Source organism: Thalassotalea insulae, assembly GCF_030161395.1.
Taxonomy (GTDB): domain Bacteria; phylum Pseudomonadota; class Gammaproteobacteria; order Enterobacterales; family Alteromonadaceae; genus Thalassotalea_E; species Thalassotalea_E insulae.
On sequence record NZ_BSST01000001.1, the window covers coordinates 1,108,817 to 1,134,637 of the forward strand.

The following is a 25,821-nucleotide window of genomic DNA, read 5'->3' on the forward strand; positions in this document are numbered from 1 at the left end:
CATCCATGCTATCGCGACATATCGTACATCCTGTCCATAAAAACGCGCCTTTTGGCGCGTTCAATTAATCTTTATCAAGCTAGTCTTAGGCAAGTACAAACCACAATAACCCTGCGCCAAGCAACAAACGATAAATCACAAACGGCATCATTCCCATACGGGCCACGATGATCAAAAAGTAATGAATACAGGCATAAGCACTAATAAATGCCAATACACTCCCCATTGCCATCGCATACCAATCAACCGGTTCAACATCAAAAATCAGCTTAGCCGTTAAGTAACTGCCTGCCATTGCAATTGCAGGAATCGATAATAAAAATGAAAAACGCGCGGCATTTTCTTTGGTTAAGCCTAGCATTAGTCCCATGGTCATAGTTATTCCTGAACGAGAAGTACCAGGGATTAACGCTATCGCTTGCGCTAAACCGATCAAAAATGCCCCTTTGAAACCAAGCTTTTCTAAACTAACATTTTGCTTAGCCTTAATATCCGCATAGCCTAAGAACACACCAAATATAAGTGTCGTTATCGCCATCACGAGTGCAGTACGCAAGTGCGCTTCGATAAAGTCCTTACCAAATAAACCAAACAATCCTGCAGGTATAGTGGCAAATAAAATCCACCACGCTAACTTACCATTAAGTTTTTGATCATAAGTTAATGCCGCATCATCTTCTTTGTTTGGCGTTAATGTTGCGTACCAGGCAATTAACATATCGCCAATTTCTTTACGAAAATATATACACACCGCCATTAGTGACCCAACATGTACCGCTACATCAAAGGCTATCCCTTGCTCTTGCCAACCAAATAATTGTGAAGGTAATAATAAATGAGCAGAGCTTGAAATTGGCAAAAATTCGGTTAATCCCTGAATCAAAGCTAAGAAAAATATCTCCAATGTTGACATAAATTTTAAAATTCCTGTTCTGGTGACCAGCTTAATGGCACCTTTATAAGTTGTTGTTGTGATTTATCGTATGCTTGCCATAACTGGCCAAATGTTTGATTTAATATTGGGTGGAGCACATCAGGCGCTATTTCGGCGAGTGGCCACAAGACAAAGGCATTAAACGTAATTTCAGAGCGCGGCACTTGCACAGGCTCTTGAGCTACTAAATCATCATAAAGTAAAATATCTAGATCCAAAGTTCGCGGACTAAATTTTTTCGCATCAATTTCCCGGCCGTGTGCATACTCAAGCTCTCTTAATTGCTGACTCAAGCTGGTAATATCTAACGAAGTGTCAAAACCAACCACCATATTATAAAACGGTGAGCCGCTAAAACCGACCGCTTCACTTTCAAATAATGAAGATAAGGTTAATGCACCAAGTTGTCTGTTTAACGCTGTCAAACCGCTGAAAAGATTTTTTTCACGCTCGATATTGGTGCCGATTGATAGGTAGACTCGCGCCATTACACCCTTTGGCCTCGTTCGATTTCAACACCAACTGTTTGCGCATTATGCACCGCATTGGGTTTACCGATAGACAATTTAAGCCAGGGAATGTGATATTGCTGCATTAAGAATGTCGCTAGACGCTCTGCTAAGGTCTCTATTAAATCCACCGGATTCTGATTAGCAAACTCTGCTATTCTTTCCGAAATGTCTGCATAATCCAAGGTTTTGGCAAGTTCATCATTTTCCGCTGCCGCGGCAGTATGCCAACCCATAGATAAATCAATAACTAAGGTTTGTTTAATTTCTTTTTCCCAGGCATAAAACCCTATCGTGGTTTGTATACTCAGGCCCTTAATGAAGACTTTATCCATGTTTATTCTCTTTCAATCAATAACGATCAGTGGCAAGCTAACAATAAATGGCGAGTTTACCTGCCTAAGAGTAGAAAAACTAGCTTAGATAAAGGTACAATTGCTAAAGTCTAGAAATATTTTCAAGGAGATTGCGCTGCAATGTTGTGGCTGACACTAGGATTAACTATCCTGGCCTATTTAGTAGGTTCAATCTCCAGTGCAATTCTGGTCTGCAAACTTTTATCTCTGCCAGATCCAAGAACTCAGGGTTCAAATAACCCCGGGGCTACTAATGTTTACCGCATCGGCGGTAAAGCTGCCGCTATCAGTGTCTTAGTATTTGATATTTTAAAAGGTGCGGTTCCGGTATGGGGCGCCTATTTTCTCAAAGTAGACCCTATCTCTTTAGGTATCATCGCATTAGCGAGTTGTTTGGGACATATGTTCCCAGTGTTTTTTCAATTTAAAGGCGGAAAAGCCGTTGCTACGGCATTTGGCGTATTATTACCAATAGGGTTAGATTTAGGTGGTTTGCTGGTATTAACCTGGTATAGCGTCGCGAAAATCACTCATTATTCCAGTCTGGCAGCAATTGTTTCAGTTTCACTAGCACCATTTTATATCTGGTTGTTAAAACCGCTCTATACCTATCCAGCGATGATGCTATCCATTTTGATCCTTCTTCGACACAAAGCAAATATTGTCCGGTTAATCAAAGGCACAGAACCAAAGATCACCAGTAAAAAACTCAACTCTTAACCTTATCTATATCGGCGGCAAGGTATCTAACGGCCAACGGGGCGTCGCTTTAAAAGTTAAATCTGTGGTTACCCCTGCTTTTAATCGTTGCATACCGGCATAAGCTATCATCGCCCCGTTGTCGGTACAAAACTCAGGCCGAGGATAATAAACCTTGCCCTTTAATTTCGCGGTAATTTGTGCCAGTTTGGCTCTTAGTTCCGTGTTAGCACTGACACCGCCTGCGATAACGAGTCGTTTTAACTGACACTGCTCTAACGCCCGGCGACATTTAATGGCTAAGGTATCAACCACAGCTTCCTGAAACGCATACGCAATATCCGCATGGGTTTGTTCGCTCATAACTCCCTGTTGTTCCGTTTCTTTACGAATACAGTTAGCGGCAAAAGTTTTTAAGCCGCTAAAGCTAAAATCAAGTCCAGGTCTATCTGTCATTGGCCGAGGGAATTTATATTTTCCTTTTTCCCCTTGCTCTGCCATTTTTGCAAGTACTGGCCCACCAGGATAATCTAAACCGAGTAATTTGGCCGTTTTATCAAATGCCTCACCCGCGGCATCATCGACAGACTCACCCAAAAGTTGATAATGACCAATGCCGTCAACCCGCACCAGCATGGTATGACCGCCTGAGACTAATAATGCGACAAACGGAAACTCTGGGACATCATCTTCCAACATAGGTGCTAACAGGTGTCCTTCCATATGATGCACTGGCACCGCAGGAATATTCCAGCCATAAGCGAGACTTCTGCCAATCGAGCAGCCGACCAATAAAGCGCCGACCAATCCCGGCCCCGCAGTATATGCGACGCCATCTAACTCTTGCGGGGTCATATTAGCGTCTTTTAGTACTTCCTTGATTAACGGAATAGTTTTACGCACATGGTCACGCGACGCCAGCTCCGGCACCACACCACCATAATCAGCATGCACAGCTATTTGACTATAGATACGATGCGCCATAATACCTTGTGATTCATCATAAATCGCAATTCCTGTTTCATCGCAAGATGTTTCAATACCTAAAATTCGCATAGCTTCTGTTAACCGATTTGATAAGACCTAAACTTCAAAGGCGCAATTCTACCTAGTTCGATAGGTTTTCACCAGCCAATTTCAATTATAACTTTACAACGGTGGTAGCTTAGCATTAGAATACGTCACCCATTTTTGATAGAGCGGGTGAATGGCGAGGCAAATTGTCGAGTCTGAAGCCGATTTATATAGATACATAACTAAGGTAAGAGGCACAATGCCAGTAATTAAAGTAAGAGAAAACGAACCATTTGACGTAGCACTACGTCGTTTTAAACGTTCATGTGAAAAAGCAGGTATCCTTTCAGAAGTTCGTCGTCGCGAATGTTATGAAAAACCAACTTGGGAACGTAAACGTAAAAAAGCAGCGGCAGTAAAACGTGCTGCGAAGAAGCTTTCTCGTGAGAACGCTCGTCGCGTTCGCATGTACTAAGAACACCTTAGTTATTTGAGTTTACTAACTTTAGTAAAATGAGCTTACATAGCCACCTCAAAGATGAAATGAAAAATGCCATGCGTGCCAAAGACAAATTACGTCTTGGCGTTATCCGCATGGCATTGTCTGCTATCAAGCAAGCCGAAATTGATCACAACACCGAAGCAACTGATGACAATATTATTGCTATTTTGACCAAAATGGTAAAACAGCGTAAAGAGTCTATCAAGATGTTCACGGATGGTGGTCGAGAAGATATGGCTGCAAATGAACAGGCAGAAGTTGCGGCACTGGAAACATTCCTGCCACAGCCACTATCAAAAGATGAAATTCAACAATTAATTGAAACTGCAATTACCGAATCAGGTGCTAGTTCTATGGCTGATATGGGTAAAGTGATGGCAATTTTAAAGCCAGCGATGCAGGGTAAAGCTGATTTAGGTGCCGTTAGTGGCCAAGTCAGAGCCGTACTCAATCAATAGTCACGGATCTAAACTTTTTCTTAAAAGCCGCCTCTATATAAATAAAGGCGGCTTTTTTATTTCACTATAAAGTAGATAAACGCTTTTTATTGTCTTAACGCTAATATCAAAGGTAAACTGAGTACTACCTTTTTCATTATTTAACAGGTCTTTTATTTTAATGGCAGGCATGATTCCCCGACAGTTTATTGATGATTTATTAGCTCGGGCTGATATTGTTGAATTAATTAACTTACGTGTACCATTAAAAAAGGCGGGCAAAAATTATCAGGCTTGCTGCCCGTTTCATACTGAAAAATCACCTTCTTTTAGCGTCAGTCCAGATAAACAGTTTTACCACTGCTTTGGCTGCGGCGAACACGGTAATGCCATTTCGTTCTTAATGGAATTTGACCGCTTAGAATTTCCCGATGCCATAGAAGAGCTTGCCGCCCATTACAATATGGAAGTGCCGAGAGAGCAAAACAATCAGTCTCCAGCACAAATCAAGCAACAGCAGCAAGCTTATCAGCAAAAACAAGATGATTATGCGCTAATGGCAGATATCAGCCGCTTCTACCAACAACAGCTAAAAGTAGCTGAAGATAAAGCTGTTGCAGTTGATTATCTAAAAGGCAGAGGTCTCAGTGGTCAGATAGCGAAAAAATTTGGTATCGGTTATATCAGCGATCAATGGGACAACATGATGCGTGCCTTTGCTAAAAATTCGCATGTGACGCAGCAACTGATCGATTTGGGCATGGCGATTCAAGGAGATAAAAATAAACCTTATGATCGCTTTCGTGGCCGCATTATGTTCCCTATCCACGACAAACGCGGTCGAGTTATTGGCTTTGGCGGTCGAGTATTAGGTGATGGTACACCGAAATACCTTAACTCACCAGAGACGCGAATTTATCATAAAGGCCAAGAACTATATGGCCTATATGAAGCGAAACAAGCCAATAAACAACTCGAACGCATTGTTATCGTCGAAGGTTATATGGATGTGGTTGCTCTGGCCCAGCACGGTGTTGAATACGCCGTTGCTTCATTAGGCACTGCCACCACACCTGAGCAATTGCAAACGTTATTTCGTACCGTAAAAGAAGTCATTTGTTGTTATGATGGAGACAGAGCAGGTAAAGATGCAGCATGGCGCGCGATGGAAAATGCCTTGCCACTGATCCAAGATGGTTATTCGCTTAAGTTTGTTTTTCTACCAGATGGTGAAGATCCCGATTCTTTAATCAGGGTACAAGGTCAACAAGCCTTTGAGCATATCCTTGAACAAGCAACACCATTAACTGAATTTTTATTTGAACATCTAATGCAACAAACAGAGATGAATTCTCTGGAAGGTAAAGCGGCTTTAATGGGGTCATTTCAACCCTTGCTGACAAAAATGCCAGAAAGCACAATTAAAGACGGCATCATCACTAAACTTGCGCATAATTTTGGCGCTGGCAGTGAGAAACAATTAGCCAAGCTCAACCAAAAAGCTAACCAAAGTAGCATACAACAAGCCACACAAAAACAACCAAAAGTAACCCCGGTAAGATTAGCTATTGCATTATTACTTGAATATCCCCATATAGTAGATGCACTGCCAGACCCATATGTTTTAGCCCAGCTAGATATGCCTGGCGTAGCCTTGTTAAACCAATTGATCAGTTTGTGTAAAAACAACAGTAAGGCAAACAGCGCTCAGCTTATTGAACACTTTAGAGGAACGGCAGAAGGTAAACAACTGACTAAACTAATATGCTGGCAACATCATGTCACTGCAGAAGCGGCAGAAAATGTTTTTTTAGACAGCATAGAAAAACTATTAGATAGCTTTGTCGAACAACGTACAGAGCAGTTATTGCAAAAAGCAAGAACGGGACAAATGAGTCCAAACGAAAAACAGGAACTGCAAGCGTTATTAAATGCGTAAAACCCGTAAGAATAACCAGAAGCTTGCTATAATTTACATTATTAACCTCAAGTTAAACAACATTTTTGCTGGTAATTTTATAAGCAATTTGCTAAAATTTCCGGCTTTACTGTTCGTAATTTGATAGCCAAAAAGGTGGACACTCGTCAATGGATCAAGCCCCACAATCTAGACTTAAAGAGTTAATAACCAAAGGTAAAGAACAAGGTTATTTAACTTTTGCCGAAGTTAACGATCATCTTCCTCAGGATATAATCGATTCAGATCAAGTCGAAGACATTATTCGTATGATCAATGACATGGGTATTCAGGTATTTGAACATGCGCCTGACAGCGACACTTTAATGATGAGTGAAGCCAATACCGATGAAGATGCTGCCGAAGCTGCTGCTCAAGCACTTGCCACTGTAGAAAGTGAAATTGGCAGAACAACTGACCCAGTTCGTATGTATATGCGTGAAATGGGTACCGTTGAGCTTTTAACACGTAAAGGCGAAATTGTTATCGCCAAACGTATTGAAGAAGGCATTAAAGAAGTACAACGTAGTGTTTCAGAATATCCACCTGCGATTAATTATTTATTAGAGCAATGGGATAATTTTGAAGCCGAAGAAGGTCGTTTAAGCGATATTATCGTTGGCTTTTTAGATCCTGATGCCGAAGAAGAAGAAATTCCCGTTGCTGCAACTCATATAGGCTCTGAATTGTCTGATGAAGAATTAGATGATGAAGATGATACCGATACCGACGAAGAAGACGAAGACGAAGAAGAGGAAGATACAGGTCCAGATCCTGAACTTGCTCGTGAAAAATTTGGCTTATTGCGTGCGGCTTATGAAAAAGCAAATAAAGTTATCGATGCCAAAGGTCGTGGCCATGCTGATGCTCAAAAAGCTATCGATGAATTAGCTGAAGTATTTAAAGAGTTTCGTTTAGTACCGAAAGTGTTCGACCGTTTAGTGAAGAACATGCGTAGCGTAATGGATCGTTTGCGTGTGCAAGAACGTTTGATCATGAAACATTGTGTTGTTGGTGCAGGCATGCCGAAAACCACATTTATTAAGGTTTTCCCTGGCAATGAAACATCAAAAGACTGGTTTGAAGAACAAAAGAATGCAGGTTTACCTCACTCAGCCAAAATGGTTGACATAGAGGCAGATGTTGAGCGTTGTATCTATAAACTAAACCAGCTAGAAGAAGAAACTTTCCTTAATGTTCATGGCATTAAAGATATTAACCGTCGGATGTCAATTGGTGAAGCAAAAGCTCGCCGCGCGAAAAAAGAAATGGTTGAAGCCAACTTACGTTTGGTAATTTCTATCGCGAAAAAATACACTAACCGTGGTTTACAATTCTTAGATTTGATTCAAGAAGGTAATATTGGTTTGATGAAAGCGGTTGATAAGTTTGAATATCGCCGTGGTTATAAATTCTCGACCTATGCAACTTGGTGGATCAGACAAGCGATCACTCGTTCAATTGCCGATCAAGCCAGAACTATTCGTATTCCAGTGCATATGATTGAAACGATTAATAAACTTAACCGTATTTCACGTCAGATGCTACAAGAAATGGGCCGAGAACCAACACCGGAAGAATTAGCTGAACGTATGATAATGCCGGAAGATAAAATCCGTAAGGTATTAAAAATAGCTAAAGAACCAATTTCAATGGAAACACCAATCGGTGATGATGAAGACTCGCACTTAGGTGACTTTATTGAAGATGGTAGCGGTGAATTACCAGTTGATTCAGCAACCTCTGAAAATTTAAAAGATGCTACTCATGAGGTATTAGCAGGTCTTACTGCCCGTGAAGCTAAAGTGTTAAGAATGCGTTTTGGTATTGATATGAATACTGACCATACACTTGAAGAAGTTGGTAAGCAGTTTGATGTAACGCGTGAACGTATTCGTCAAATTGAAGCAAAAGCGTTACGTAAGTTACGCCACCCTTCACGCTCAGAACAACTAAAAAGCTTCTTAGATGGTGAGTAAAGAGTACTTACCATTATAAAATAGCATTAAAAAAGCCAGCTTAATCGCTGGCTTTTTATATATTATCTTATTTCATATACTCGCGTTTCAGCATTGCTATATCGCTAATAGATACGTGAGTTCCACGATTCTGTATTGCTCTGATCATATCATCTGCATTCTTACCGTATGATTGAACAAAACTAATAAGATCATCTGCATTACAACGTAAATTCTTGGCTATAAAATTTTTACTATAGCCGCTCGCTTTAATCGCGTTATACATCGCTGGGCGACTACTCGACACTGCAGTCAGGCAAAGCTGAGTATAAGTACTATTATCCGCTGCTTTTAACTCTACTGCCTGACTAGAAAATACAAAACCTGTGCTTAGTGCTGATACTACAATTAATTTTTTAAACGTATTCATGGTGCTCTCTCCTACAAGTAGTGGTTACACTGTAATAGTGAGCTAAATTGAGAAAATAGTTTCAAAAAACGGCAGGCAAATGTAAATAGAAATGTCAAATTATTGACTAAAAAAGAATATGTTTACTCGTTGATTTTTATGATAAAGCTTGTTGTTTTGTGAACAGTTTTCTACTCAATATATGTCTAAACTATTACATTCATACACAGAATTTAATAACTAAAAGTCACTTGTCGCACGGCTAATAGCAGTCTTATTCAGGTTGGGCAAGATTTTTATCTGTCAGAAACTTTTCATCAGTTAAACTCGATAAAAACGCTAAGAGATCGGTTTTATCCTGTTCGCTCATTGCAAAACCTTTAACAAATGGCGATTTCAATGGATTTTTCCTGCCGTCTCCCTGATACTTCCCTAGCTGGATATTACGACCACCCGCTGCATAAAAATCCAAGACATCAGATAAAGTCTTAATGCTGCCATCATGCATATACGGAGCTGATTTTTCGATATTTCGTAAAGTTGGAGCCCTAAAACGCCCATTATCGCGTGCTAGTGTCGATATTTCCGCTAAACCAATGTCTTTTACCGGATAGCCATTTACCCGTTCGACAAAATACAAGCCCGTATTATGAAATGGCCGGCGATCAAGCAGCTGCTTTTCATGACTGGTTGATTGAGTGAAATTAAAGCCGCCATGACAATGATGACATTCCAGCTTCTCAGAAAAAAACAGATTCATTCCCCTAAGTGCCGACTCAGACAAAGCATTATCATCGCCCGCATAAGCATAGCGATCAAACGGCGAATTCAATGAAATCAAGCTGCGAACAAAACTCGCCTGTGCTTTTACAATTAAATCAAAGCTCAACTCTTCCCCTGGAAATGCCTGCGCAAATAATCGCTGATATTCTTTACTGGTAAAACGCTTAAGCACTTCTTGCTCATGACCAGTAACCCCCAATTCAACCGGTGCTTCGCCAAATATAGGTAATAACAACTGACGCTCGATTGTCGTTAAGCCATCATGTGCCCAAGTCAGGGTTTTGTTGTAAGCTATATTGACCAAGGCTGGCGCATTACGCCTATGCTGCTCTCCTGTACTACCTATCGATTGATCAATATTTTCACCAAAAGCATATTGCTGCTGGTGGCAACTGGCGCAAGACTGCTGCTGATTAAATGATAAATTATTGTCGTAGAAAAGAGCCCGTCCTAATGCGACTTTCTCTTCAGTCATGGGGTTATCTTTCGGAACTTGAGGTTTTGGAAAACCTTTCATTAACGGCCATTGATACTCAACTTGCGGTGGCTGTTTTTCGGAACATGCAAATACGCCAACTACCAAACATAAAATGACAAAAAATCTATTCACTGGTTGCCATCCTAAATACTGACTGCCCACTTACATGAGATAAATTATTAAATAAACGCCGACAATTAGGGTTGTCATGCTCTGATTGACAATGTGCCTGTTGACCTAGTTCCACTTTGTCTAACAGCTTAGCTAAATCAAAAACCAATTGATCATGATTATCTAACGCCAGCTCAAATGAATATAAATTAGGGTAACGGCAAGGCTCACTTGGTGCACGCATTACACTAGGTGAAAGACAACCAGTTGAGCCTAAATGGAATATCCAGTTATCTGACGCACTTTGCATTTCAATGCGCGCAAACTTATGCCCGGTTTGCCACACCCAAAACATAGAGGAAACATTAAGAGGGCTTGTTTGCGTTAGAGGATTAAGATGATTCAACTCAAACGGTACCCCTAACTGAAAACGCAGTCGCTGAAATTGCGATAATTTAACGTCAGGTTCAAAGGTTAACTGCCAGTTAGCTTTGTCTTTTTCAGCACAATTTTGACCGACAAGAGCGAGTGTTGACGATTGTGTTGCCATAGACTTTAACAGTATCGTTTGCCACCTTCCCTTCGCGTCTTGTGCTTCAACATTTGCGATAAAAAACTGCACTTGCCCGATACGCCAAACCTTGTCACCAAGACTCAATTCGCTACTACAACTAACGATTTTTTGGTTAAAGCGCATAGAAATTTCAAGCTGATTATCGACTTTTTCCGTGCTACAACCAAACAATATCAGCAATAGCAAACCTGCTATTAAACGAGAAATTATCATTAATTTTCTATCTCTTATTGCTTATGCACAATTTATTTTACATTATTGTAACATTCGCGACAGCAAAAAAGTTCAAAATATCGCCTATTACTGCTAACGTGTAACTTATAACGATAGAAGTAGTAGAAATTTAATTTATTTAAATCTGTTCCAATATTATATCGGCAGATAACAAGGAATTGTCATGAGAACATTAACAGCATACCTAACAGCAGGGTTACTGTTGTTAACCAGCGGGTTAGCCTTTGCTCATTCTGAGCATGATAAAGCGCGTTTTGTCTCGCCAGACGGCAAAGATATCGGCAACTGTGATAACGTATTACGCCCTTGTAAAACTATTGGCTACGCCGCATTAAGAGCAAATAAAGGCGATAAGGTATTAGTGGCCGGTGGCAGTTACAAAATAGAAAATACCGAAGAGCTGTTTTATCTGCAAAGTAATTTAGTGCCAATTAAAGGCGGCTTTAATAAATTTGATCATTATCAAAATCAGAGTCCAGATATAAATGTCTCAACCTTAGTGGGTGTTCCTCCCGAGTTTGCTACTGAACTGGAGCAAAGAGGTTTTAATGTGATTACCGATGCCAAAGCGCTGGCAAAAGACCCGGCACTAGCAGAAAAATTAGCCGCGTATTCTCATCTTTCACAAGCTCAGCAAAATACACCATGTAACAATGGCTTTGCAGGTGGGTTTAGCTGTAACAATGTCAACTTACTCAGCCATATGCCACTGAGCAGCTTTTCAATTGATGCCAAAGCAGGTAGTGATATTTGGGGGCATGTCGACTTAAATACTGGCAAAGAATACGCCATTATAGGGTTAGATTCAGGGACATCCGTGGTTGATGTATCAAACCCGAGTAATCCGGTAGAGGTGGGTGCCATCGCTGGGCATAATGTAATTTGGCGTGATATTAAAGTCTATCAGTTTTTTGATCCTGAACTTAACCTTTGGCAATCCTATGCCTATGTTACCTTAGACGGTTCCAATGCCACCAGTACCGACAATGTCACTATTATTGATTTAAATAACCTACCTCATTCCATCAGCCTGGTAGAGAAAAACACCACTGTTTACAAGGCGCATAATATTTATATATCGAATGTCGATCACACACTTAATATTGCCAATTCCGACGCTGCCCCATTATTGCATTTAATAGGCACAGATCGTAAAAGTGGCCAATACCAAAACTACGCATTATCAAATCCAAGAACCATTACTAAATTAACCGATAACTATAGTAACTCTTTATCTACAGGAAGCCGCCCTTATACTCACGATGGTGCATCGATGATGATCACTGATCAACGAAAAGACAGTGATTGTGTCAACGCTGATACTTTCTGTAGCGTATTTATCGACTTTAACGAAACAGAAATGCTGCTATGGGATATCACCAATAGCAGTCAGGTGACTTCCTTGGGCAAAGGCACTTATAGTAACCCACAATATGTTCATTCCGGATGGTCAACCGAAGATAACCAATACGTATTCGTTCATGATGAACTGGACGAAGCCAGATTAGGATTAAATACCACATTACGGGTTTTTGATGTCAATAACTTAAGACAACCAACACTGACTGGTACTTGGACAGGCCCGACAAATGCGATTGATCATAATGGTTTTGTCCGCGGTAATCGTTACTATATGTCGAACTATGAACGCGGCTTAACAATTTTAGACATCACAGATCCTGTGGACCCCGAGCAAGTAGGTTTTTTTGATACTTTTACCGTCAGTAATAACGCCAGCTTTAACGGCGCCTGGGGCGTTTACCCTTTTCTGCCTTCAGGTAATATTTTAGTCAGTGATATAAATAGCGGCTTATATATATTAGAAGACAATACGTTAGCATCAGAACAAGGCACTATTTATTTCAATAGTAGTGACTTAGATGTACTTCCTGGAGAAAAGGTCAATGTTCCTATCCGCCGTAGTAATGCATCAAACGATGCAACTTCTGTTTCTGTAAATTACGAACTACTTTCTGGTAGTGCCCTCTCAGGTGTTGATTATGAATCTACTTCTGGTGAATTAACCTGGGATGAAAATATAAATGGCATTCAATCGATCAACATAAATGTCGAACAGTTAAATGAAGACGGAAAAGCCAAAACATTTTTTGTCCGATTATTTGATCCACAAAATGGAGCTACTTTATCCAGTCCTAGTTACTTAACAATAAAAATTGATGGAAACGCTGAAAATAGCTCTGTTTCCTTTATACAGGAAACAATAAAAACTAGTGAGAATCAGGAGACATTTGAAATAGCAGCAGCGAGAAATGGCAATACCAACAAAGATATTAGCGTTAATTACACATTAATAGCTGAGACCGCACTGTCAGGAGAAGATTTTATAGCACAATCAGGCAGTATTAGTTGGCTAACAGGTGATAACGAAAATAAAACAATTACAGTTCAATTAATCAATGATGAAACAAAAGAGCCTATTGAAAGCCTTTCTATCGTTTTTAGCGAACCAAATAATACCCAAATAGGTGCTATCGGTGAAATGACGGTCACTATCGCCGATGACGATAGCAACGAAGCGCCAGCAGTAATCCTAAATGAGAATTTCCAGGCCAATACCGGACAAAGCGTCACCCTAACCGCACAAGCCACTGACCCTGAAAATGATGAAATGACATACCTGTGGGAGCAAACCTCAGGTGTTAGCGTCAATTTAAGTAATAGCGACTCATTATCAGCAAGTTTTACCGCGCCCGGTAGCGCCGGTGAACTAACCTTTAAATTTACCGCCACCGATTTTCGTGGCGCCTCAAGCTCATCAGAAATCACAGTTACCCTAGTTGCCGCTCCAGAGCCAACGCCAACGCCAACAAAAAGCAAATCATCCGGTGGCGGTGGTAGCACTTACTGGTTAACATACTGTTGTTTATTAGTATTGAGCATGCGTTATATTTCTCTTGGCAGAAAATAAAATAGCATCTCAACACTTAAAAATACGTTAAGCAATTGTCCAAAGACAGGCCAATTGCTTAACAAATAAGCTAACGAATTAAAAAGCAGTATTTTTTTAATTAGACTAGGGTGACAACAAAATAAAAAATGCTTATACTGCACGCCGTTTTACAAATCTACTTTGTTAAACACCTATCAAAATGGCCCCTTAGCTCAGTTGGTTAGAGCACCCGACTCATAATGAGCGGGCTTAAGTGGTAAGAGTAGAAAAGCAAGTCCAAGCTTTAAAAATGTGGCCCCATAGCTCAGTTGGTTAGAGCATCCGACTCATAATCGGCAGGTCCCCTGTTCAAGTCAGGGTGGGGCCACCATCTCCACTAAATACGTGGGCTTGATGGTGAATAACTTCTCACTATTTTCTGTTTTACCAGATAAGTCGCCAATCCCGACCAAGGTCAACTAGGACCACCTCTATTTTCCCTAAATTTCATTTTAAAAAGTAGCCACGTTTGTAACGGTATGATTTAACTAGAGACTTCGTTAGAGGTAAAATTACATTAACTAACGAGGTCAAAATGCCAAAGAAAACATTAACAGCAGAATTTAAACGTGAGTGTGCAGAGCTAGTCATTATTCACGGTTATAAACACAAAGATGCGGCAGCAGCAATGAATGTTGGATTGTCATCAATTCAGCGTTGGGTAAGCCAATACCGAAAAGAACAAAAAGGTTATACCCCCAAAGCCAGCGCCTTAACACCAGAGCAAATCCGCATCCAAGAATTAGAGAAACAAGTTAAGCAACTACAAAGTGACAATACACTGTTAAAAAAAGCTTCAGCCTTTTTCGCTATGGAAATGAGCAACGGCAGCAAGTAGCTGCCAAGCTGAAAAAGGCAGGAAGTAAGGTTCAGCAAATATGCCGTTGTTTATCGATACCGTTTAGCTCATTTTATTATCGAGCTAAACCAAAGCCTATTTGTGCTGAGCGTGTAAAGCTTGATGCTGCGATGAAGCAAATACATGTGGACATGGACGCTACTTACGGCAAAGTACGTATGCACGGTGAGTTGCAAGCATTAGGCTTTGATATTGGGCTTCATCGTGTCCGTACATCGATGAAACGGCTAGGCTTAGTAGCTAAACGACCTAAACAGCATAAATATCCGGCTGGCGGTAGACCATCTGTGATTGCACCTAATTATTTAAATCGTCAGTTTAATCCACAAAAACTAAACAAGCTGTGGTCTGGCGATATTACGTATATCCGCACACAGCAAGGCTGGTTGTACTTAGCGGTGATTATGGATTTGTGCTCTCGCAAGGTGATCAGCTGGGCGTTCTCAGATAAGCCAAATAGCGAGTTAACAACACGCGCATTACGCTTAGCTGTAAATAAACGACAGCCAACTGATGGAGTGCTATTCCATTCAGATCAGGGCGTGCAATATACGTGTGAAGCATTTCAACGCTCATTGAAAGAACACGGATTAGTCTCTAGTATGAGTCGTGCTGGAAATTGTTTAGATAATGCGGTTACGGATCGCTTTTTCCGCAGCTTAAAATCAGAAAGAATTAACTATCGCCGTTATCAGACTAGGCGTGAGGCAATGGCTGATATTATTGATTACATCGAGCCGTTTTATAATCAGAAACGGCGACATTATAAATTGGGGAACATCTCACCAGCAGAATATGAGATGAAATTAAGAAAAAGAGCCTAAAGAAGTCTCCAAGTTTATTTGACTGTTACAACTCGACATAGTTGAGTTTTCAGAACTCTAATCTGAGCATCTAGATTTTGTTTATTAACTGAACCTAGTTTGCTACTTGAGTATTCAAGTATGGCAGTAGAGAGTTTAATAGTTGGCCTGTCACCTAAAACGTGCTGACGATACAATGTCTCTCTTAGCTGACTTTCAAAACGCAGAGCCAGTGACTTCTTTGTTGTTTTTGTACTACGAATCAATACTTTTCCGTTAAAGGATATTTCACAATAGTAAAATTTTGAGTTCTTGCGTTTGTAGATTGACATACTATTTTCCTTCTTTACAACCAATAATCCCCTACTTCTAAAGCACAGCCAACAGTCTGTATATTTAAACAGGTATTTTAACCTTTCTGTCTTCACGGACTTGTTTCAATCGGTTAGAATGTCGAACCGTATAATTTACGTAAAACAGGTAAAAAACAGATTAATGGCAATTGAGTTTTTAGGTCACAAAAACAATCTATTAGATTTTATTTTTGGCGTTATTGAAAAAGAAAATATACCGACCGACGGCTCTTTCATTGATTTGTTTAGTGGCACTGGTTGTGTATCAGCAGCAGCAATGAAGGTAGGATTTGAAGTCAAAGCAAATGATATGCTTGGGATGTGTAATCGATTTGCAGAAGCCGCTCTGCTAAACAAAGAAACTCCTAACTTTAAAAGTGTATTACCTGAAATTACTGGTAACTCAAACACAGCTTGTGAAAGCTCTCCTTTTGAATTGGTCATTGAATACCTTAATGCATTACCTCCAACAGAAGGTTATATATGGTCCAACTATTCCCCCGCATCATTACATAAAACAGAACATGAACGGATGTACTTTACAGAGTCCAATGCGGGAAAAATAGATGCTATTAGAGAAAAAATTAAATCTTGGAAATACAGTCTAACTAAAGCTGAAGAGTCATTATTGATTGTAAGTTTAATGAAAGCAGCAAATCGAGTTGCAAATACGGCTGGCACCTATGGGTGTTACTTGAAGAAGTGGAAAAAAAGAGCACTGAACCAGCTCAAACTCGAAACGATAGAAGTAGTCACAAGTGATAAAGAACATCAAACTTATAACGAAGATGCTAACGAATTAATTAAGAAGATTAGTGGTACTGTAGTGTACGCTGATCCACCTTACACAAAGAGACAATATGCTGCTTACTATCATATCCTTGAAACAATTGCTCTTGGTGACGAGCCCAATATAACTGGTTCTACAGGTTTAAGAAGCTGGCAAGATTTATCATCAGATTACTGCTACAAGAGAAAAGCCCCCGACGCTCTTAGAGATTTATTAAGTGAAGCAAAATGTGACCATTTTCTGCTCAGCTATAACGAAGATGGTCAGATACCGCACGAGATCATTCTAGAAATACTTTCAAAATACGGTTCGGTCACCACACACGAAAAAAGTTACAAACGGTATAAAAGTAGTTCAATTTCTCACAAAGGTAACACACTAGTAGAGCGCCTTTACCATTTAAAAATGAATAAAAATTAAGGGACTAATATGGCCAAAAAGAAATTAAAAGAAATACTATGGAGAAAAGCAAATACCTCAACTATAGATGCTCTCTCTGGTGCTAGTGATTCACAGCAGGGTATAGAGCTTGGAAGGTTTGAGGTTTTTCAAGACTTTTTCCTTAGTGGCAGTAATAAAACTGAGGATGAAATAAAAGAAGGCTTTCAAATAGTCGTTCCCATTGAGCCATTTGAAGGTGAACAACCGATAGATGCATACAGCTTAAACGTAACCTTTCGTGGCACGGAAGATAAAAGTAGACCTACTTGGTATTTGCCAAAACAAACTCCAATCAAAAAAAAGAACCCAGAAGGTGGCTATCCACTTTGGTTAAATTCAAGAGGCTTTAACGGAGAGATAGTTGAGGTAATAGACGAAAATGGGAATGTAAAACAGAACTCAAAAGGAACAGGTCCTAAATTAACCTGCAAACCTGACAATGGCCATGATGATTACATCTTTTTAGCGAAAGACTTTGAAGGGAAAGTTCATGCAAGGTGGCTTACGAAGCAAGAACTTGACAGATTACCCCACCAGATAAGAGTAGAGATCGAATCAAGCTCATTTGGTACCTACAAAATAGGAAGTAAAATGAGTGTAACCTCTGAAAAAATAATAAAGCTTTTAAAAGAAAAAAAGAATGTACTCTTATACGGCCCTCCGGGAACCGGCAAAACTCATTTAATGCAAGAAGTAATTAGTAATTTTAATAGCCCAGCTATAGAGCTAGACACTGAAAAAGAACAGGACTCTGTAGTTTCTCGCTTGGATGCAGAGTTTGATGACGTGTTACATAAGTTCGTTACTTTCCATCAAAGTTACTCTTACGAAGATTTTGTTATTGGATTACGACCCGATCCGGAAAGCGAAAAATTGTTGAGTCTTGTACCAACGCCGGGAGTATTATTAGAATTATCTGAATTTTGTAGAAATACTCAAAACGCGTCTTTACTGTCTATTGATGAAATTAATAGAGGTAATGTATCGAGGATCCTCGGTGAATTTATAACACTAATTGAACCAAATAAACGGCTCAACTCAAGCAATGAAAAAACATCATCAACGGTAGAAATTACCCTTCCTTACATGAAAAGTGATTCCAAAGTGAACGTATCACCTAAAGGAGAACCCTTAGAAGTTCCAGTTCCTTTTTCATTGCCTCAAAATTTGTTCACTTTAGCTAGCATGAACTCTGTTGATAAATCTGTCGCTCCATTAGATGCTGCAATCAGAAGAAGATTTCACATAGTACCCTTGGAGCCAGACTTGAGAGAGTTAAAAGAACACTTATATTTTGAAGCTGATTCGGAAGACGTTAAAGAGGTTAAAAAGGTATCTATAGAATTGTTGGACTACCTAAATTGCTCAATCGCCCAATTTATTGGAAAAGATTACCAATTAGGTCACTGGTATTTCAGCCCTCTATGTAATCACTTTGAAGACGTAAAGTATTGCGAAGAGGTGTTAGTTGATGTGTGGCTGCATAAGGTTATTCCACAATTAGAAGAGTTATTTCATAGTCGTATCGAACAACTTATTGCGATATTAAAATTAACTGAAGAAACAAAACCCTTAAGAGTCAACAGGCCCGATGATGAGTTCGAACAATTAGGCGCTGCCTCATTCATAGAGTCAAATCAGGGAAGTACACCAGAGGAGTGCTTAAGACACATAAAAATAATTTGTGGTGACCAAGAAAACACAGCTCATGAAGGGTAACAATGTATTTGACTTGGAACAATCAATGAGCACGCAGAATCAAGTTACTAACATTTCTTCAACAGCAAATAGCGGTATTAAACCTCATATACGAGTTTTGGAAGGAAAATTTTTCCCACTTGAAGATGTCTATGGTAGTGATATTGAATACGACCAGTATTTATTGATAAAAGATAATATTGAAAAGTATAGTCAGAGGCTAAAGAAAGATTTAGGACTCAGAGGCTCACCATTTTCATTTAAGAAAGTTAATGGTAATCATTGTCTCCGAGTTTCAAACATAACCGGCTCTATTCTTCTATCAAACAAACAAATCGAAGTTATCCCAAAGTTTATTCACAGCACGCAAAGTGATATTTGGCCTGACATACTATTAGAACTTCTTTATAGAGCTAAACATAAAAGATACAGCTATTTAAAGGGGCACGGCACAAAAAATAAAAAACTAAGGTTCATCGATCACATTGCTTTGGCGTACTGCGATTCACTTGAAGCCGCCTTAAATCAAGATATGATATCTACTTATAAAAGTACTGAAGAGATAGGCTCTGTTTTAAGGGGACGATTACTAATAGAAAGAACAATAGTAAACTCTTTTTCGAAACCCCATCAGTTCGTCTGTGATGTCGACTATAGAAGCACCGATAATCAATATAATAGGCTTCTAGCATGGGCAATATCAAAGTTTATAAACATCGTTTTTGATTCTTCAGTAAAAAGAAAGCTTCGAGATTTAGAGCAAAGGTTTCCAACCTTTTCCGGAAACCACTTCCTACCAAGGAAGCTCCCTCTTTCGACGCCATCACAATTTAAACACTATGATGAGGCTTTGGAAATAGCCTCAAGTCTTGCGCTTGGAAATCATGTAACTTCAAACGGTGGTTCTGCTTACACCTATGGTTACACCATAAACACAGAAGTACTATATGAAAAATATGTTGAAGCGACCCTTAAAGTTGCGACAGGATTTTTAGGGAGTGAGGTTTTTGTTTCTTCACAAGATACAAAACTATATGCCGAAGGAATTACTGCTCACACGAGATCTTTTTTTACACGCCCCGACAATGTTATTTATAAAAACAAATCACCACATATTTTAGTTGATGCAAAATATAAAAAGATATTTGAACAAGAGTCAGGGAAAACTAAAAAACCACAAAATTCAGACACCTACCAACTAGTAGCGTCGCTAGTATCTCACGGATGCCAAATTGGAGTTTTAATGTATCCACACCTTGGGGATAGTGAAAATGACGTTAAGCGGCCCCCTATAAGAGCGTGGAGAGTAGAAAGCCATGGTTTAACATGGTTAATAGTAGCGATTACGATAGATTTGGCGAGTCTAACTAGCTTAGAAAAATTAAACTTAATGGATCAAAAAATTTCAAAATTTTTAACGCTCCTCTTGAGTGAGAGCGTAGAAAGCCTCAATCCTGAAAAACTGATGACCTTTGATAACAATATTTGGAGCACAACTTGAAAGAGCTAACTTATAAAGAGTTTTTCTCTATATTTATTAATGGGGTCAATAGTTTTTACAAACACTTGAGTACTACAGACGGAGATGAACTTAAAGATTTAGGTGAATATAGAGCTGCTGTAGCCTTAACCTTTGACGTAATAACTAACAGTCTAAAAAGCAAAAGCTTAACATCGATAAACGAGAACAATTGGCGTGAAACGTTTAAATCTTTTGCCATCCAGATAGACCTAATTAGTCATCAAAGTGACGTAGACATACATAGTGGTAAAATTCTTGGATTAGTCCAGCAATACTTTGAGAGTGTCTCAGAAACGTTAAGTAAAACAAATTTCCCCTTAGAATATCTAGGGCAGTCTTTTGAGCAAGTTTATGGTGCTCTCCCAATTAAGGGAGAAGGTGGAAATTTAGAAATTGGAACCACGCAAGATAGAAGAAGTTCAGGAGTATATTTTACTCCAAAGAGTATGGTTGAACTGCTCTCCGATTACTCTTTATCACCTTTGTTGAATAACAAAACTTCAGTGGAAGAGATTCTCGACATTAAAATCATTGATCCCGCCGTAGGGCCTGGATTGTTCCTCGTAGAAAGTTCAAAGCTAATAGCTCAAAAAATTTATGAGATTGATAAGACCAGACCATTAGAAGAAATAATAAAAGAAGTCATTAAAAACTGTGTACATGGCGTAGATATAGATCCGCTAATTGTAGAAGTTGCGAAGTCAATACTTTTGCTCGAAGCTGACAATTGCAAAGATGTTGCAAAAGCTTTAGAACGTAACGTAAAAGTTGGTGACTCATTACTTGGACTAACACTTAACAAACTGAAATATGGGGGATACAAAGCAAAATTAAATGGTCACGAAACAGCTCTTAGCAAATCATCTGAGCTAAAGAGCTTGAATAAATATAACAAAATTCATAATGAATACTTTTCTGAACATATTAATGGCGTATTAGAAAAAACAGCCACTAAGAATAGTGCTATTTACACGCCTTTTTCATGGGACTATGAATTTCCAGACGTGTTTTCAAGAGAGCATTCGGGCTTTGATGTAGTAATTAGTAACCCTCCTTGGGGAAAAATTAAACCAAATAGCAAAGAGTTTTATTCTCACATATTACCTTGCAGTAAGAACTATCAAGGGAAAGATTTAAAAGAATATGTATCGAAGTCAGGTATAAACAAAGAACTTTGGGAAGAATACATAAAAAAGACAAAGATATATTCTAGAGTATTGTCGAAGTCTGGTATCTATTCTGCGCAATCATTTACGAAAAATGGTATTACAACTAGAGGTGATGCAGACCTATACAAATACTTCATGGAAAGAGTTTTTGAAATAAGCACTTCAACAGCAAGAATAGGGCTGATAATTCCAAGCTCCTTTCTATTTTCAGAAGGTGCGGCGGGACTAAGAGAATTGTATTTGAAAAATGGAACTTTTGAGAAAATTTATGATTTTCTGAATAAAAAGCGCCTCTTTCAAATTCACCCAATGTTTCAGTTTTTAATCCTATCTTATAAAAAGGAGCACAGAGCTGGCATTCAAGATCTTAGATTTAATTTGACAGAATTACCTGACATAAGCTCTAAAGTTGCTTTAGATAATGGTCAAAATATATGTTTACCATACGAACAGATTCAGAAGATTAGTAAATCTATCCTAAACATACCGAAACTTGCCAACAAATATGAAAAAGACCTACTGCTAAAACTAAGTACTGGTTTCCCTTTGCTCGGGGAAACAGTATCAAACGCATGGAATGTAAAGTTCGTGCGTGAAGTAGATATGACTAATGGAAGTAACCATTTTGTTAGACAAGGCGAATTAAATCAGGATGAGATAGCTCACAATTCAAAATCGGGACTGTTAAGTCACGATAAAAAGTCATATTTCCCTGTAATTGAAGGAAAGATGGTTCACCAATATGATTATGCAGCCAAAGGATATATGTCAGGGCAAGCTAGAACTGCTGTGTGGAAGCCTCTAACTTTTACCAATAAAAAAGTGCTTCCTCATTACTATATGTCCAAAGATGATTGCGTACAAAAAAGGCCTGAGTGCACAAGCCCCAGGGCTGGATTCTGTGATGTTACTGGCCCCTTAAATGAAAGAACAGTATTAGCTGCATTAATTCCGGGAAACACTATTTGCGGTAACAAGGTCCCTACATGCAGGTTTGATAATGAAGATCCTAGCCTACATTTAATATGGACAGCCATGGCAAACAGCTTCGTTATCGATTGGCTAATTAGAAGGCGTATAACAACAACTTTAAACTTTTTTCATTGGAACTTAATACCGTTTCCTAGAGTGCAACCTAACTCAGAGATCGGTAAAATTTTAATTAGTGATTGCGCCCAGCTTTCCGCAATACAGTCTGAAAATCTAGAGCTTAACAATTGGTTATCTAGTTATACTAGGAAAGAGTTGAAAGAAGACAGCAAGGAATTTATTCGAGCAAGAATTGACGCATGTGTAGCATCTATATTTAACCTAGAGTTATCAGAATTTGAATTGATTTTGGAAGACTTTAAGATTTTAGATAGAAAACAGCCTAAGATGAATGGTGACAAATCGAATATTACTAAACATATGGCATTATACACCTATGAGTGTTTGAGAAACGGAACTCCTGTAACCGAGTTAACATATAACAATCTTTTTTCTAAACAAAAAGGTTCTGAAAGTAATATTTTTCAAGAGATTGTTAACTCTAAAAAACAAGGTTCTTTTGGTTACGTACCAACTGAACTTGCAAAAGAAATGCTGGAGAGTGGTGACACTGACTTACCAATAATTATTTAATAAAGTTTAGATAGTTATAAAGTATAAGTATGCCTACATGGAATTTACCTGTAAATACAGAAAGTTAACTATGTTGATCTGACACATGTTAGGAAAAGCCTTAGCGGAGTTGGCCTTTTAAAAGTAAAAAGGCCATTTTTTAAGAGTTGGCTTCAAGTACCTTTTGGTTAATTATTATCTAAAGAGCTAATTTAAACACCAATCAACAAATTCATTGATGTGTTCTACGTCTTCAACGACATCCTCTATGGCTTGTTCTATAAGATTTTGCTTAAACTTGTACCACTCACCAGTTTCCTTAGCGTTCAGACATAAATGCGGTTCAATAGCACCTAAAGACCACAACCAGATCGAGTTGTCTTTGAAATGTTCGCGTAAATTTGTAATATGCTCCTGAGCCTCATGTTCTTTTGCCACCAACTCATAAATGTCAGCAGCTTTAAATCCATTCCCCTTCGTAGGGTTTCTGCCATCAAGGGAAAACCCATGTACTGGTTGAATTTTTTGAATGATGTCTAAACAAGACTCTAGTGATGGATGTTGTTTTTCAATCAAATTTTTCTTTTTCGCTACAGTAAACGCAAAGTCCAAATCTGCTATTGCTTTAGCAGGAATATTCATTTCTCTAAGAATCGACAGCATTCCCGGAATATTGGGAGAACCAGTTGCGATCACTAAAGACAGCTTAGATTCACCAAGTGTCTTACCGCTTACCGATTGAAATAGAGTAGGTAGAACGTGTTTTTCGGTATCGCCTTCAGCAACCAAAACCATATCCGAAAATAGAATCTGACCTAGATTATATGTGTCAAATAACAATCTTGCTTGAGCTTCGTTGTCGTCTAGTACTTTTTCTACAGCTTCTTTTAGTCTTGTCTCAACAACTGTTCCGATATCGTTTTTCCTGACGATATTAGTGGTTGGAATATCAGCTTGTTCGATCATAAAAGGAGAATGTGTAGAAAAGACAACTTGATAACCTTTCTTTGCCAATACCTTCAAAGACCCTCTAATTTGCTCAATTGCTTGCGGATGTAAAAATAATTCAGGCTCGTCTATCAGTAATAAGTTTGTTTTACCTTCTTTTGTTACATCTTTAGTAGTTTCAGCAAGGTGCCTAATCAGTGTCATTTGTATCGCTCTTTGAGCTCCATGTCCCATATTTGCGAAGTCAGTAGTTTGCTGGTTTCCGCTTTCCTTAACTTTGATATTACCTTGTTTAAACAAGTCTCCAATGCTTGGCGTTGGTATATCTAAATTTAAGGTTAATCCGGGGAAAAAGTCTCCGATCTTCCCGTTAATTGAGTTATCAAAATCAGAGAACTCTTTTAACCTTTCCTCTCCATCTAGGTTTAACTTTTTACCTATAGCGGCCAGCGCTGTGTTTATTTCATCGCCCTTAGCTTTAACAACTTCTTTTTGTAAGTTGGCAATAAGTTTTCCAATAGTATTTCCAGCTTTGAACTTTGAAACATCTTCAGCAGAGTCTTCCATCGAATTAATAAATGTAGGTTCGGGAAATAGAGTAGTAACGGCTTGAGGCAATCCATTTGGATTACTCCACTCATCTTGAAGATTACTTGGAGCTCTAATTCCAAGTGTCGCTGCATTTCTTCCAGTACCGGGCTTTTCTTGATAGAAGCGGATATCCAAAGAGTTGTTTTCGATGTAGGGCGTTAAGCTAGACTTTTGAGCTGGAGAAAGGTGACTTAACGTATCGTCATCTAGCCCCACTAAATGAGCAACTATCTCAATTGGTTTCTCCGGGTCATTAAAGTTAGCAAGCGATTGACCTCTCCCTGTCACAAGAGCATCTAAACATTTGAGTATGTTTGTTTTACCAGCATTGTTATAGCCAACTAACGGCGTAAATGCTTCCAGTTTAACTCTTGTTAATTCGCAAGAGCGGTAATTCTTAATTTCCAATTCAGCAATACGGTGCACGAGCATATCCTTATGATAATAAATAAATTTTTAAACAAAGTAGCCTGATAATAACCTTATTAAATATTGTGTTAAAGATTACTAATTAAATAATTAGACAAAACGTTTGTTACTAGTACTAAAGTATATCAAGGAAGATAGTTGCAACTATTATCACAACGGAAAACTAACACATGAATAAACTTGAGTATGATTTACTAGAAAAGTACCTAGAACAACTATCTTTCAGAACCAATAACGCCATACATGAACTTCAGCAAGTTCAACGCCATCTCGAGTCATTTCAATCGCAGATATCAAAACGCTCGTTTGTCTCACAGACGATGCCAAAACTTAATTCAAATCAGTCAAATACTCACGCTGATAAATTCGAAAATAAAAACCCCAGTGATCTAATTAGAATGAAAGAAGTAGTTCAAATGACAGGATTATCGAGATCCAGCTTGTATCGGTTACAACAAATGGAAGAGTTCCCAAAAGCAGTTAAACTAGGATGCAGATCTGTTGCTTGGGTTAGAAGTGATATCAATGATTGGATTAGAGAAAAAGTGCAGCAATAGTATGGTACGAGTGATTGGTAACTTTTGAGGATAGCCTATCTAAAATAATCTTGTTTAAGACGTTACCAGTAAATGTGACCACTCAACGATTCACTGGTAACGAAACTCGTAAACTAATGGCCAGAGCCAGCTTCAAAGCTGCATTAACTGAGCG

22 protein-coding genes and 1 tRNA gene are annotated in these 25,821 nt (G+C 38.9%); 14 read left to right on the forward strand and 9 right to left on the reverse strand.

The genetic code is table 11. From position 1 onward, the window contains the following. Nucleotides 1-85 precede the first annotated feature (85 nt). From QQK06_RS05200 to folB, 3 genes are read right to left on the reverse strand one after another with little or no spacing between them, the layout of a single operon-like run. Nucleotides 86-913 carry an undecaprenyl-diphosphate phosphatase gene (locus QQK06_RS05200; protein WP_284243585.1) on the reverse strand — a complete coding sequence of 276 codons (828 nt, stop codon included), beginning with the start codon at nucleotides 911-913 and terminating at the stop codon, nucleotides 86-88. A 5-nt stretch (nucleotides 914-918) separates the two neighbouring features. Then, a complete protein-coding gene (gene folK, locus QQK06_RS05205; RefSeq protein WP_284243586.1) occupies nucleotides 919-1,422 on the reverse strand; it encodes a 2-amino-4-hydroxy-6-hydroxymethyldihydropteridine diphosphokinase in 504 nt (167 codons plus the stop codon). Next, complete coding sequence (gene folB / locus QQK06_RS05210) at nucleotides 1,422-1,778, reverse strand: dihydroneopterin aldolase (RefSeq protein WP_284243587.1); 357 nt, start codon at nucleotides 1,776-1,778, stop codon at nucleotides 1,422-1,424. The genes folK and folB overlap by 1 nt, the downstream gene beginning before the upstream one ends. A 141-nt stretch (nucleotides 1,779-1,919) precedes the next feature. Between folB and plsY the strand changes: the two genes are divergently transcribed. After that, nucleotides 1,920-2,519: a glycerol-3-phosphate 1-O-acyltransferase PlsY gene (plsY, locus tag QQK06_RS05215; RefSeq protein WP_284243589.1), complete on the forward strand. Its 600-nt coding sequence runs from the start codon at nucleotides 1,920-1,922 to the stop codon at nucleotides 2,517-2,519. Nucleotides 2,520-2,525: 6 nt separating this feature from the next. Here the strand turns inward: plsY and tsaD are convergent, their stop codons facing one another. After that, complete coding sequence (gene tsaD / locus QQK06_RS05220) at nucleotides 2,526-3,554, reverse strand: tRNA (adenosine(37)-N6)-threonylcarbamoyltransferase complex transferase subunit TsaD (RefSeq protein WP_284243591.1); 1,029 nt, start codon at nucleotides 3,552-3,554, stop codon at nucleotides 2,526-2,528. A 217-nt stretch (nucleotides 3,555-3,771) separates the two neighbouring features. Here tsaD and rpsU point away from each other — a divergent pair, with 217 nt between their 5' ends. The 4 genes from rpsU to rpoD all read left to right on the forward strand — a co-directional run bounded on the left by rpsU (nucleotide 3,772) and on the right by rpoD (nucleotide 8,387). Continuing rightward, nucleotides 3,772-3,987 (forward strand): 30S ribosomal protein S21, encoded by a 216-nt coding sequence (gene rpsU, locus QQK06_RS05225; RefSeq protein ID WP_206484954.1) that lies wholly within the window; start codon nucleotides 3,772-3,774, stop codon nucleotides 3,985-3,987. Between the two features lie 38 nt (nucleotides 3,988-4,025). Continuing rightward, nucleotides 4,026-4,472: a GatB/YqeY domain-containing protein gene (locus tag QQK06_RS05230; protein WP_284243593.1), complete on the forward strand. Its 447-nt coding sequence runs from the start codon at nucleotides 4,026-4,028 to the stop codon at nucleotides 4,470-4,472. 160 nt (nucleotides 4,473-4,632) lie between these two features. Beyond that, nucleotides 4,633-6,390 (forward strand): DNA primase, encoded by a 1,758-nt coding sequence (dnaG, locus tag QQK06_RS05235; RefSeq protein WP_284243595.1) that lies wholly within the window; start codon nucleotides 4,633-4,635, stop codon nucleotides 6,388-6,390. A 149-nt stretch (nucleotides 6,391-6,539) separates the two neighbouring features. Then, nucleotides 6,540-8,387 carry an RNA polymerase sigma factor RpoD gene (rpoD, locus tag QQK06_RS05240; RefSeq protein WP_431313637.1) on the forward strand — a complete coding sequence of 616 codons (1,848 nt, stop codon included), beginning with the start codon at nucleotides 6,540-6,542 and terminating at the stop codon, nucleotides 8,385-8,387. Nucleotides 8,388-8,454: 67 nt separating this feature from the next. Here the strand turns inward: rpoD and QQK06_RS05245 are convergent, their stop codons facing one another. The 3 genes from QQK06_RS05245 to QQK06_RS05255 form a co-directional block, all read right to left on the reverse strand. Further along, nucleotides 8,455-8,796: a DUF3718 domain-containing protein gene (locus QQK06_RS05245; RefSeq protein ID WP_284243596.1), complete on the reverse strand. Its 342-nt coding sequence runs from the start codon at nucleotides 8,794-8,796 to the stop codon at nucleotides 8,455-8,457. Nucleotides 8,797-9,049: 253 nt separating this feature from the next. Continuing rightward, the gene (locus QQK06_RS05250; RefSeq protein ID WP_284243597.1) at nucleotides 9,050-10,168 is read right to left on the reverse strand and encodes an MbnH family di-heme enzyme; all 1,119 of its coding nucleotides are present in this window, start codon (nucleotides 10,166-10,168) and stop codon (nucleotides 9,050-9,052) included. After that, on the reverse strand, nucleotides 10,161-10,934 hold the full coding sequence (locus QQK06_RS05255) for an MbnP family copper-binding protein (RefSeq protein ID WP_284243600.1): 774 nt from the start codon (nucleotides 10,932-10,934) through the stop codon (nucleotides 10,161-10,163). The genes QQK06_RS05250 and QQK06_RS05255 overlap by 8 nt, the downstream gene beginning before the upstream one ends. A gap of 184 nt (nucleotides 10,935-11,118) precedes the next feature. Between QQK06_RS05255 and QQK06_RS05260 the strand changes: the two genes are divergently transcribed. The 4 genes from QQK06_RS05260 (at nucleotide 11,119) to QQK06_RS05275 (ending at nucleotide 15,588) form a co-directional block, all read left to right on the forward strand. After that, nucleotides 11,119-13,884, forward strand: a complete 2,766-nt coding sequence (locus tag QQK06_RS05260; RefSeq protein ID WP_284243602.1) for a choice-of-anchor B family protein — start codon at nucleotides 11,119-11,121, stop codon at nucleotides 13,882-13,884. Between the two features lie 275 nt (nucleotides 13,885-14,159). Next, a tRNA-Ile gene (locus tag QQK06_RS05265) sits at nucleotides 14,160-14,236 on the forward strand. 204 nt (nucleotides 14,237-14,440) lie between these two features. Next, entirely contained in the window at nucleotides 14,441-14,743 is a 303-nt protein-coding gene (locus QQK06_RS05270; RefSeq protein ID WP_284243603.1) for a transposase, read from the forward strand. A gap of 8 nt (nucleotides 14,744-14,751) precedes the next feature. Next, a complete protein-coding gene (locus QQK06_RS05275) occupies nucleotides 14,752-15,588 on the forward strand; it encodes an IS3 family transposase (RefSeq protein ID WP_284246580.1) in 837 nt (278 codons plus the stop codon). Nucleotides 15,589-15,602: 14 nt separating this feature from the next. On the opposite strand, the gene QQK06_RS19760 is transcribed toward QQK06_RS05275, so the two are convergent. Beyond that, nucleotides 15,603-15,899 (reverse strand): hypothetical protein, encoded by a 297-nt coding sequence (locus QQK06_RS19760; RefSeq protein ID WP_488803635.1) that lies wholly within the window; start codon nucleotides 15,897-15,899, stop codon nucleotides 15,603-15,605. Between the two features lie 163 nt (nucleotides 15,900-16,062). Between QQK06_RS19760 and QQK06_RS05280 the strand changes: the two genes are divergently transcribed. The 4 genes from QQK06_RS05280 to QQK06_RS05295 are packed head-to-tail and all read left to right on the forward strand — an operon-like array spanning nucleotide 16,063 to nucleotide 23,163. Then, complete coding sequence (locus QQK06_RS05280; protein WP_284243604.1) at nucleotides 16,063-17,130, forward strand: DNA adenine methylase; 1,068 nt, start codon at nucleotides 16,063-16,065, stop codon at nucleotides 17,128-17,130. A gap of 9 nt (nucleotides 17,131-17,139) precedes the next feature. Next, a complete protein-coding gene (locus QQK06_RS05285; protein WP_284243605.1) occupies nucleotides 17,140-18,870 on the forward strand; it encodes an McrB family protein in 1,731 nt (576 codons plus the stop codon). 25 nt (nucleotides 18,871-18,895) lie between these two features. Then, complete coding sequence (locus tag QQK06_RS05290) at nucleotides 18,896-20,350, forward strand: McrC family protein (RefSeq protein ID WP_284243607.1); 1,455 nt, start codon at nucleotides 18,896-18,898, stop codon at nucleotides 20,348-20,350. After that, nucleotides 20,347-23,163: an Eco57I restriction-modification methylase domain-containing protein gene (locus QQK06_RS05295; protein WP_284243610.1), complete on the forward strand. Its 2,817-nt coding sequence runs from the start codon at nucleotides 20,347-20,349 to the stop codon at nucleotides 23,161-23,163. Before QQK06_RS05290 ends, QQK06_RS05295 begins: the two co-directional genes overlap by 4 nt. Before the next feature lie 186 nt (nucleotides 23,164-23,349). Here the strand turns inward: QQK06_RS05295 and QQK06_RS05300 are convergent, their stop codons facing one another. Further along, nucleotides 23,350-25,107: an ATP-dependent nuclease gene (locus tag QQK06_RS05300; RefSeq protein WP_284243613.1), complete on the reverse strand. Its 1,758-nt coding sequence runs from the start codon at nucleotides 25,105-25,107 to the stop codon at nucleotides 23,350-23,352. Nucleotides 25,108-25,280: 173 nt separating this feature from the next. Here QQK06_RS05300 and QQK06_RS19720 point away from each other — a divergent pair, with 173 nt between their 5' ends. Further along, nucleotides 25,281-25,667: a helix-turn-helix transcriptional regulator gene (locus QQK06_RS19720; protein ID WP_348541175.1), complete on the forward strand. Its 387-nt coding sequence runs from the start codon at nucleotides 25,281-25,283 to the stop codon at nucleotides 25,665-25,667. Nucleotides 25,668-25,821 lie beyond the last annotated feature (154 nt).

Coding starts and splice junctions, on each gene's coding strand:
- QQK06_RS05200 (WP_284243585.1), bottom strand. CDS start 913: ATGTCAACATTGGAGATATTTTTCTTAGCTTTGATTCAGGGATTAACC.
- folK (WP_284243586.1), bottom strand. CDS start 1,422: ATGGCGCGAGTCTACCTATCAATCGGCACCAATATCGAGCGTGAAAAA.
- folB (WP_284243587.1), bottom strand. CDS start 1,778: ATGGATAAAGTCTTCATTAAGGGCCTGAGTATACAAACCACGATAGGG.
- plsY (WP_284243589.1), top strand. CDS start 1,920: ATGTTGTGGCTGACACTAGGATTAACTATCCTGGCCTATTTAGTAGGT.
- tsaD (WP_284243591.1), bottom strand. CDS start 3,554: ATGCGAATTTTAGGTATTGAAACATCTTGCGATGAAACAGGAATTGCG.
- rpsU (WP_206484954.1), top strand. CDS start 3,772: ATGCCAGTAATTAAAGTAAGAGAAAACGAACCATTTGACGTAGCACTA.
- QQK06_RS05230 (WP_284243593.1), top strand. CDS start 4,026: ATGAGCTTACATAGCCACCTCAAAGATGAAATGAAAAATGCCATGCGT.
- dnaG (WP_284243595.1), top strand. CDS start 4,633: ATGGCAGGCATGATTCCCCGACAGTTTATTGATGATTTATTAGCTCGG.
- rpoD (WP_431313637.1), top strand. CDS start 6,540: ATGGATCAAGCCCCACAATCTAGACTTAAAGAGTTAATAACCAAAGGT.
- QQK06_RS05245 (WP_284243596.1), bottom strand. CDS start 8,796: ATGAATACGTTTAAAAAATTAATTGTAGTATCAGCACTAAGCACAGGT.
- QQK06_RS05255 (WP_284243600.1), bottom strand. CDS start 10,934: ATGATAATTTCTCGTTTAATAGCAGGTTTGCTATTGCTGATATTGTTT.
- QQK06_RS05260 (WP_284243602.1), top strand. CDS start 11,119: ATGAGAACATTAACAGCATACCTAACAGCAGGGTTACTGTTGTTAACC.
- QQK06_RS05270 (WP_284243603.1), top strand. CDS start 14,441: ATGCCAAAGAAAACATTAACAGCAGAATTTAAACGTGAGTGTGCAGAG.
- QQK06_RS19760 (WP_488803635.1), bottom strand. CDS start 15,899: ATGTCAATCTACAAACGCAAGAACTCAAAATTTTACTATTGTGAAATA.
- QQK06_RS05280 (WP_284243604.1), top strand. CDS start 16,063: ATGGCAATTGAGTTTTTAGGTCACAAAAACAATCTATTAGATTTTATT.
- QQK06_RS05285 (WP_284243605.1), top strand. CDS start 17,140: ATGGCCAAAAAGAAATTAAAAGAAATACTATGGAGAAAAGCAAATACC.
- QQK06_RS05290 (WP_284243607.1), top strand. CDS start 18,896: ATGAGCACGCAGAATCAAGTTACTAACATTTCTTCAACAGCAAATAGC.
- QQK06_RS19720 (WP_348541175.1), top strand. CDS start 25,281: ATGAATAAACTTGAGTATGATTTACTAGAAAAGTACCTAGAACAACTA.